Raw genomic sequence first — 8,471 nt, forward strand, 5'->3', positions numbered from 1 at the left:
TAAGAACGATCTCGAATTTCCCCTAATCGATTAAAAAATACAGCTCGAGCAAGTGCGTGTTTTGCTTCACCTTTATTTAAACCAACCTGAACACGCCTTCTAAGTTCAGGACTCTGCAACCATTCTAATGTATATAACGTTCTTTCAATCCTTCCTATCTCACGCAAAGTTACAGATAAGCTATTCTGCCTTGGATAGGCCGCAAGCTTTTTGAGAATAAGAGAAGCTGTGACTGTTCCATTACGAACAGAGCTAGTTAATCGTAATAAGTCATCCCAATTCTCTCTTATTTTCTTTGTATGAATTGTTCCACCAATCATAAATTCTAGATGCAGTTGATTTAAGGGCTTTTCAAAAGTATAAATTTTATTTTTATTAAACGTTTTAATTCTAGGAGCAAATCGAAATCCTAACATATGACACATGGCAAAGACATGATCTACAAAGCCTGCTGCATCCGTATAATGTTCTTCAATTTCCAAATCTGTTTCATGATATAGTAGGCCATCAATAATATGTGGCGCTTCTTCTGAAGAACTAATAACTTGTACATAAAATGGGGCGTATTGATCTGAGATATGTGTATAAAAACTTAATCCTGGATCCCTACCATGCTTTGCATTTACTTGTGCCAATGGACTAGATTGACCACCAGCTCTAAAGAATTGTCCATCAGAAGATGAAGTCGAACCATCTCCCCAATGAGAAGAGAACGGGTATTTATGCTGAAAATCAGTGATCGCTCCAAGAGCTTTGGAGTAATTTTCATCCCTTATATACCAATCCGATATCCAAGCTAATTGTGTATAAGATATATTTGGACATGCATCTGCCATTTTTGAGAGACCAAGATTAATTCCATCAGCCAAAATAGCTGCGAATAATACGGATTTATCCTTTGGCTCAGTTTGGGTATGAAGATGAACAAAATGTTTGCTAAAATGGGTCCAGCTATCTACTTCTACCAATAGATCTGTTAATTTAATACGCGGTAATACACTATAAATAAGTCTAGTTAGATCTTCGACCTCATCCGGAATCATTTTCTTTAAAGATGCAATTTGTATTTTATCTGCATAGATTTCAACATCTGGCAATAATTGATTTTGAATTAAATGATTTACCTTAGAGAGTTGCTCTTCCATTAACTTAAATCGTTCCTGCAAATACTGATCTATATTGGTTGGAATTGTTAGTGGAACTTGGTTTTTCTCCTTTAATTCTTTCCATTTTTCTTGAGGTAAAAGATATTCTTCAAAATCCTTATATTGTCTACTTCCTACGACCCACATGTCCCCAGAACGAAGATGATTACATAATTCTGAAAAGATACCGAACTCATAGTAATGACGATCAATACCATTTTCTTTAATCACATGCTTGAACCATTTCGATTTGAGAAAATCCATCGGAGCTGTTTCAGGGATTTTTCTTTTTCCTGTTTGGTTTATTTCTTCCAACATCTCTAGGGCCTGAAATAAAGTATGGCTCGCTTTAGAGGCTTTAAATACATACGTTCTTAATAATCTAGGTGCAAACTTCCGAAAATGTCCATAATGATTATCTAGTAGATCTAAATAGTCAAATTCTGCTGGTCTGGCTAGTTCTTCAGCCTGTTCCACTGATTGTACAAATTGCTCCCATGAAATGATAGACTGTAAAGATTCAAATGGGTCTTGTTCTAACTCTTTTGCTTCAATTAAAGCCTTTCCAACTTTTGCGTATAAGCGAACCTTTTCATTAATCGCTTTTCCGTCCTTTTGAAAATGTTCCTTATGTTTCTTTTCTCCACGATTAAACATTCTCCCCATTAGTTTCTCAAGCATCTCTATTCCTTGATCTGTTAAAAAAGCATATATATGAATGAGAAAGGCCATAAGAGTTGCATGTCGTTTGAGCTCATGAAACCTGGATAAATGTTGATTGGAATAACGTGACCCTTCACGTGCCATCTGTAGCAATCGATTCTGATGCACTTCTCTGCCGTTATCTAAAGGTAAAATTAATTTTTGGATAAACTCTATTCGATCCATAATCTTGTGAAAATTTTTAACAGAAACAACACCTGAAGGTTGTCGAAGCCATGATAAATACGAAAACTTGTATCCTTTTCCTACACTTAATAACTTGTCTAGTTGCTTACATTGAGAAGAAGTAAGGTTTCTTGTTAATTGTTTGAAAATCTTTCTATGTGCTCGTTCACGTACAGCCCATGCTAAATGTTCAACTGCATATATAGCTGGTACAATAATTTTTCTTTTCCTCATTTCTGTAATAAGAGCTTCTACTAAAAGATGTCCTTGATCTGTTTTCATTGCCATAGGGAGAAGCCAACGTGCTAACTCTCGATATTCTTTTAAAGTAAATGTCCGAAATCCTAATGTATTTCTGATTTTACTCAAATGTTCTCGCCGAGTTGCATCACGCCCACGTGCATAGTTCTCTATAGCTGAAGGTAAAATCCTTAATTGTTTAGCAATCGTATGTACAATAAAATCTGGAACTTTTTCATTCGCAGATAAAGGTCGTCCAGGAAAGCGTAAGTAAGCGATTTGTATGGCAAAACCTAATCGATTGGCAGCACCGCGTTGTTTATTTATAATTTGTAATTCTTCATCAGATATTGTGTAATAGCGTAGAATTTCTCTCTCATCCATATGCTCAGGGACTCCATAAAAGTAGTCCCTTTGTTCTACAGTAAGAAGCTCTCTCGTTTTCAACTTCCCATTTCCCTTCGTATATTATTTATTATAGAATGCAACGATTTCCTTATAATTTAAATTTTTAAAAATTTAAATTACTTCTATAATAATAATCAAATTCAGCAATTACTACAAAAAATACAAAATCGTTTACAAAGGTATACCTTTGTAAACGGATGGTCTATATCTATGAAACATTGGAATATCAAGTTTATAAAGGTGAATTGAATCATTTTATAAACGTTTATTTTTAATTAATACCTTTATAAACGAAAATGGTATAATGGCGGTAACAAATGTAAGGAGAATACCAAACGTGGCGAATATTTATGGATATATACGTGTAAGTACAAAAGATCAAAATGAACAACGTCAATTACATAAAATGATGGAACGAGGTGTGGAAGCTCGACGTATTTTTGTCGATAAAGCAAGTGGACGACATTTCGATCGTCCTCAGTATCAATTATTACGAAAAATATTGAGTACAGGTGATATTGTTTACATAGATGCCTTAGATCGTATGGGGCGTAATTATGATGAAGTAATTACGGAGTGGAAATACATAACAAGAGAATTACAAGCAGATATTGTGGTTTTAGAAAATGAAACGCTGTTTGATAGTCGTAAATTCCGTGAGATGGGTGACATGGGACGATTAATGGAAGATCAATTTTTATCTTTGCTTTCCTATGTTGCAGATCAAGAACGAAAAAAAATTCATCAGAGACAAGCGGAAGGGATTGCAGTAGCTAAATCTCAAGGAAAACATTTAGGGCGTCCTCAATTTAACCTCTCATCATTAAGCAAAAAACAGCTATATATAATAGAAGAAACTTATCCGAAGTGGAAAAATAGAAAAATAACAGCCGTTCAATTTATGGAACTGTTAGAACTTAAGAAAAATACTTTTTATAAGATACTGAAAGAATATGAAGAGAACAAATTACAAACTAAATAAAGAAAATGAGCCGACTGTTCCTTAAAGTAGGAAATTTGGCTCATTTTATATCAAAATTTGCTTAGCGTATATTTTAACGAGGGTAGGTGATGTAGTAGATAATCGCGATAAAGCATCCGATAATCATCAACCCAAGATACCTAACACAAGCATAATGGGAGTTTTCAAACCAACACAAACACTCATTACCAATCCGATATCTGTATGTATACCATAGTGCATAAACAATGTTTTGATTTTTCCAACTTACATTTTCCACCATGAAGAATTAGGAATTACTAAATTTTCACTTAATGGAATAGTTTCACCAATTTTAGGAGTGATTAAGTTCACATCTGTTTTTTTTGCCTCTATTAATGCTCGTTCTACAGGTTCTGTCCAACCATGATAAGCAAGGGTAAAGGCTCCCCAATGAATTAACATCATATTCTTCCCATTTACATCTAAATGAGCCTGTACAGCTTCTTCTGGTGTCATATGAACCCAAGACCAGCGTCTATCATATTGACCGCCTTCAATTAAAGTGATATCAAAAGGTCCGTATTTTTTTCCAATTTCCTTAAAATGTGCACCATAACCACTATCGCCGCTAGTATAGAAACGTGTATGTTTTCCAAGAATGACCCAACCACCCCATAAGGTTGTATCTCGATTAAACATCCCTCTTCCAGAGAAATGTTTGGATGGAGTCAATACAATAGTAGAACCTTGGAACTCCGTTTCATCCCACCAATTTAATTCTGTAATTTTTTCTTTTGCAACTCCCCATCGAATCAAGTGGGCACTTACACCGTGAGGAACGAAGAAATGACCGACCTTACTCTTTAGCTTTAGTATCGATGGATAATCTAAGTGATCATAATGATCATGTGTAATAAGGACAGCATCTATAGGCGGCATTTCATTAATAATATCCAAAACATCTGCACTATAGCGTTTGCTACCTGCAAAAGAAACAGGTGAAGCAATTGAACCTAGCATGGGATCTACGAGTATCTTGTTATTATCGATACTAAGTAAAAAAGCAGAATGCCCAAACCAAGTTAAACTATCTTCCTCACCTTTGATTTTGTTCCAGTCAATCTGAGAAAGAGGAATGTTTCTAACAGGATTGCGATCTTTATCACCTGAAATAGAATCCTTAATCATAGAGAAAATATCAGATGCACTCATGTTTCTCTTTGTTGGTATTTGATTGACAAATTTCCCATTAACATAATTATTCATTTTTTTATATACTTCTTTTTGCTCTTTACTTGGGTTTCCGCCAAATGCGGGATGTAAGTTTAACAACAATGAAACTGTAATACATACTACACCTAAAAATATGAATATATTAATCATTTTTTTCTTCATGAATTCCCTTCCTATTGAGGTAGTGAAAAAGTTATTAGCTATTCGACACCTTCAAATTAATTAATTCAAAGGAAAGAGTTCGATCCATAACCTTGTTTAAACTGGATATCCGCCTGTTGGCGGTGGCCAAGCACTAAATAATCTGCGAATCAGTACAATTTCTCCTAAATGATAGGAGTTGTGAGATGCAATATTGCGTAGCACACCGCCCGGGGTTTCACCAGGCCAGCTCTCCAATGGTTTGTCCAATTGAACAGTTTGAGCAATCGTACATGCCTGCTCAATCCCTTGAAGAAAATATTGAATAGCCTGTTTCCACTCTTCCTCACTGCCAGGACATTCTTCTTCAGGCCAACTCTCTCCCACTTGGTTAGGCAATACAGGTTTTTCGTCCCGAGCGGCTAATAAGAGAAAATCTTGCCAATAGGTCATGTGTTTCACTAATTGATAAATAGAATAAGGCAGTTCCTCTCTGTGTTTTCCTGCAAGAACCGCGTCTATATCTGACAAGGCATTCTTGATGGGAAGATGTCCTCGTTCTCCCTTTAACGATTTTACTAATGCCTCGCTAAACGCTTTATTTGATTGCTCCATAATAATCGACTCACATCCTATTTTATTTTCTAATTTGCTGATTTTATTGTTCCGTTTCTTTTATGAACATTACGAGAAAAAATATTAAGAATCATCGGCTTCTTAACATACAGTTTTTTTGTTCTTATCAAACCTATAGCCTTTTTCTTTTATTTATCACATAAGAAAAAGGCTATGTTTTAAATTATTCTACTACTTGAAATGGCTTTGTTTGAGTTACTTTCATCATTTTCATACGAGCAAATCGCTCATCTAAATTATTTTCAAGTACCCATTCATGATGTGTCTCTGCAATCATTGGCTTATTCTCAACAGAAATACCTTCCCATTCAAAATCTACAGAAACATGTATTGTATTATCCGTATTTTCTGTAACAGAGAGATTTTTCGGATAATGTCCACTTTCTTTCACTTGACTCGGCGCGTTTGATAACCATGCGTTAAATCCTTCTAATGTATCGATTTTAGAACCTGTGCTTAAATTCAACTCAAATTGTTCTGCTAATAGTTCTTTGAATTTGTCACCGTTCACAGATGCTGTTTCCATTAAATATAACCAATAATGCATAAATGATTTTGCTCTATTGTCTGCATAGGCAGATGTAAATTCTGGATTTTCTACAGTACCGATTGGCTCTAAATGGACCTTTGTAAAAAGAGGCAAGTCATTCTCTCTAAGTTTCAGGATTGTTGAATAATGAATTCTGTAGCTGTATCTACTATCATCTGGGCGTATATTTTGATAAAGAATATCAGCTTCTATTGAAAGTTCCTCATCGTTCAACTGATTGATTGATGTGTTTTCAACATGATGCGCATTTTTCCATCCTTCAAACATTTTTAATCTATCTTCTAAACCCATTTTACCTTTCGTAGTTCCAGCTTGAGATGAGATTTCAATTTCATCCTCTAAAATGTCTAACTGGTTTTCTAGACGAGCTTTGTTAAGTGGGACTTCATATACTTGATACCAACGATGGTATTGTGTTAATGCTAAATGATTATTCTGAATATCTTTAAATTTGTCCATGTTTTTTACGCTCCTTTAGGATCTAAATTGATTATGATCTAAAAATTCAAATGTGGTACACAAAACTATTTTCTCGTTCTCGTTACATACGGATAAATCGGGTCTCTTAATTCAAAGTCATATGTTTCTCCATCCACAATTCCAACAACCTTCTCGCTATCATACAGATCTAACATAAATCCAGCCATTTCTTTTGCGGTATGAAATTTTGGAACTACTTCTTCATAAGTAAACTCATCTGTATCCAAAGAACGTTTAATAAATTCAGTTTCAGTTGCAGCAGGAGCCAAGACTTTTGCTTGCATGGTTGCTCCTTTTTCTTTCAATTCTTGTGCTAGACCTTCAGTGAATGCACTTACATAGAACTTTGTCGCACAATAGGTCACAGCATCGGCAACAATCAGGTATCCTCCTCCTGAAGAAATATTGATAATTTGTGTTCCTTCAACATCTCCATAGTCACGTACATAAAGAGAGGACAGAACGGTTAAGGCTTCAATATTCAAGTGAAGCATCGTCTCAATTTTATTTAAATTTTGTTCCCCAACGGAAGCAAAGTTTCCAAATCCAGCATTGTTAATCCAGGTCTCAATTTGATAATCTTGAAGACTTTCGTAGAATTCATAAACATTTGCAGTAACAGATAAGTCTACGGTTCGAATGACAACATCCAGGTCTGCGTTAATATCAGCCACTTTTGATTTTAGCTTTTCCAATTCCTCCGTTCTGCGTGCTGCTAGGATTAAGTTTTTTCCGCGAGCCGCAAAAGCAAGAGCCGTTTCATACCCAATTCCTGAACTCGCACCCGTAATAACTGTATATTTCATATAAATTCCTCCTGAATTTTATCCAATTGATTTTATTGTGAACGAACTATGAGTTGATTATAATGATTAGAGTAAACTCTAAGTCAAGAAAAAAATTCATGTGGAGGTTTCTTATGCATACCATCGGGGAAGTGGCTAAAGTTTTAGGGATAAGTACACATACATTGCGGTATTACGAAAAAGAAACAATTATAATTCCTGTTCGTGATGCTAGCGGAGACAGGCGATATAACGATTCACATATTAAATGGCTGCAATTTGTTATCAAGTTAAAAGAAACACAAATGCCTATCGCGAAAATAAAGAAGTATGCTTCATTAGTTTTAGAAGGAGAACATACCGCACTAGAGCGATTAAGCCTTTTAGAAGAACATAAACACTCTATTAAGAAGCAAATCAGAACGTTACAAGATGCGGATGAGATGCTTGAATATAAAATTACGGCTTATAAAGATTTCATCAGTAAACAAGATTAGATGCAGGCTCTATAAGGGCGATCGCCACATCTCCATGGGGTAGAAGGAGAATCCGTCGATTTTGGAGTAATCATCTGTACAATAAATATAAAAATTGAGACACTACCACTTTGGGACTCAAATCATTTTTTATAACTATTTCGAATTTCATTTTGGTTTTGGAACACTAGTGATAAATTCGACGGTTGTGAATGGTACGACGAGGTCCTATCTCTGCTTTATGTTTCCTAAATTTAACGGTGTCCAGTCGGATTTAATAACTCGAAATTAAAAGTAGTGATTCTTACTTTGCGGGTGGTATCAGCACCGCTTTTATGGAAACTTTCATCATATTCACGACAAAATAGCTTATTCAGTAATATTACGTGAAATCGATTGTATAAATAGAAGGTCATATACTTTAAAATGGCTACAACAACATGAACATCAAAGAAAGGTTCATGTAGAGTTAAATAAATAAAGAGCGCATTCTCTTGCAAGGGCTGTATTTTTCAATCGTTTGGGAGAAATTCGAGATCGTTCTTA

General features: G+C 35.1%; 7 protein-coding genes and 1 pseudogene. 3 read left to right on the forward strand and 5 right to left on the reverse strand.

What is annotated here, in order from left to right:
* Positions 1-2,720 (reverse strand): Tn3 family transposase (locus tag COC96_RS26855; RefSeq protein ID WP_098769787.1); only part of this gene is annotated, 2,720 nt, incomplete at its 3' end.
* Positions 2,721-2,985: 265 nt separating this feature from the next.
* Between COC96_RS26855 and COC96_RS26860 the strand changes: the two genes are divergently transcribed.
* Positions 2,986-3,663 carry a recombinase family protein gene (locus COC96_RS26860; RefSeq protein ID WP_098769789.1) on the forward strand — a complete coding sequence of 226 codons (678 nt, stop codon included), beginning with the start codon at positions 2,986-2,988 and terminating at the stop codon, positions 3,661-3,663.
* 246 nt (positions 3,664-3,909) lie between these two features.
* Here the strand turns inward: COC96_RS26860 and COC96_RS26865 are convergent, their stop codons facing one another.
* The 4 genes from COC96_RS26865 to COC96_RS26880 form a co-directional block, all read right to left on the reverse strand.
* The gene (locus tag COC96_RS26865) at positions 3,910-5,007 is read right to left on the reverse strand and encodes an MBL fold metallo-hydrolase (RefSeq protein ID WP_098769797.1); all 1,098 of its coding nucleotides are present in this window, start codon (positions 5,005-5,007) and stop codon (positions 3,910-3,912) included.
* A 108-nt stretch (positions 5,008-5,115) separates the two neighbouring features.
* Positions 5,116-5,613, reverse strand: a complete 498-nt coding sequence (locus COC96_RS26870; protein WP_098769791.1) for a DinB family protein — start codon at positions 5,611-5,613, stop codon at positions 5,116-5,118.
* 184 nt (positions 5,614-5,797) lie between these two features.
* Positions 5,798-6,643: a hypothetical protein gene (locus COC96_RS26875; protein ID WP_098769793.1), complete on the reverse strand. Its 846-nt coding sequence runs from the start codon at positions 6,641-6,643 to the stop codon at positions 5,798-5,800.
* Positions 6,644-6,708: 65 nt separating this feature from the next.
* Complete coding sequence (locus COC96_RS26880; RefSeq protein WP_098769795.1) at positions 6,709-7,470, reverse strand: SDR family NAD(P)-dependent oxidoreductase; 762 nt, start codon at positions 7,468-7,470, stop codon at positions 6,709-6,711.
* Positions 7,471-7,583: 113 nt separating this feature from the next.
* Here COC96_RS26880 and COC96_RS26885 point away from each other — a divergent pair, with 113 nt between their 5' ends.
* A complete protein-coding gene (locus tag COC96_RS26885) occupies positions 7,584-7,946 on the forward strand; it encodes a MerR family transcriptional regulator (RefSeq protein ID WP_098769796.1) in 363 nt (120 codons plus the stop codon).
* Between the two features lie 400 nt (positions 7,947-8,346).
* A pseudogene (locus COC96_RS28725) lies at positions 8,347-8,471 on the forward strand (Tn3 family transposase); the annotation flags it as partial.

Origin of the sequence: Bacillus cereus (assembly GCF_002577405.1) — a bacterium.
Taxonomy (GTDB): domain Bacteria; phylum Bacillota; class Bacilli; order Bacillales; family Bacillaceae_G; genus Bacillus_A; species Bacillus_A cereus_AU.

Excerpts from the sequence above, each read along its gene's own strand:
- COC96_RS26860 (WP_098769789.1), top strand. The coding sequence starts at position 2,986 with ATGGCGGTAACAAATGTAAGGAGAATACCAAACGTGGCGAATATTTAT.
- COC96_RS26865 (WP_098769797.1), bottom strand. The coding sequence starts at position 5,007 with ATGATTAATATATTCATATTTTTAGGTGTAGTATGTATTACAGTTTCA.
- COC96_RS26870 (WP_098769791.1), bottom strand. The coding sequence starts at position 5,613 with ATGGAGCAATCAAATAAAGCGTTTAGCGAGGCATTAGTAAAATCGTTA.
- COC96_RS26875 (WP_098769793.1), bottom strand. The coding sequence starts at position 6,643 with ATGGACAAATTTAAAGATATTCAGAATAATCATTTAGCATTAACACAA.
- COC96_RS26880 (WP_098769795.1), bottom strand. The coding sequence starts at position 7,470 with ATGAAATATACAGTTATTACGGGTGCGAGTTCAGGAATTGGGTATGAA.
- COC96_RS26885 (WP_098769796.1), top strand. The coding sequence starts at position 7,584 with ATGCATACCATCGGGGAAGTGGCTAAAGTTTTAGGGATAAGTACACAT.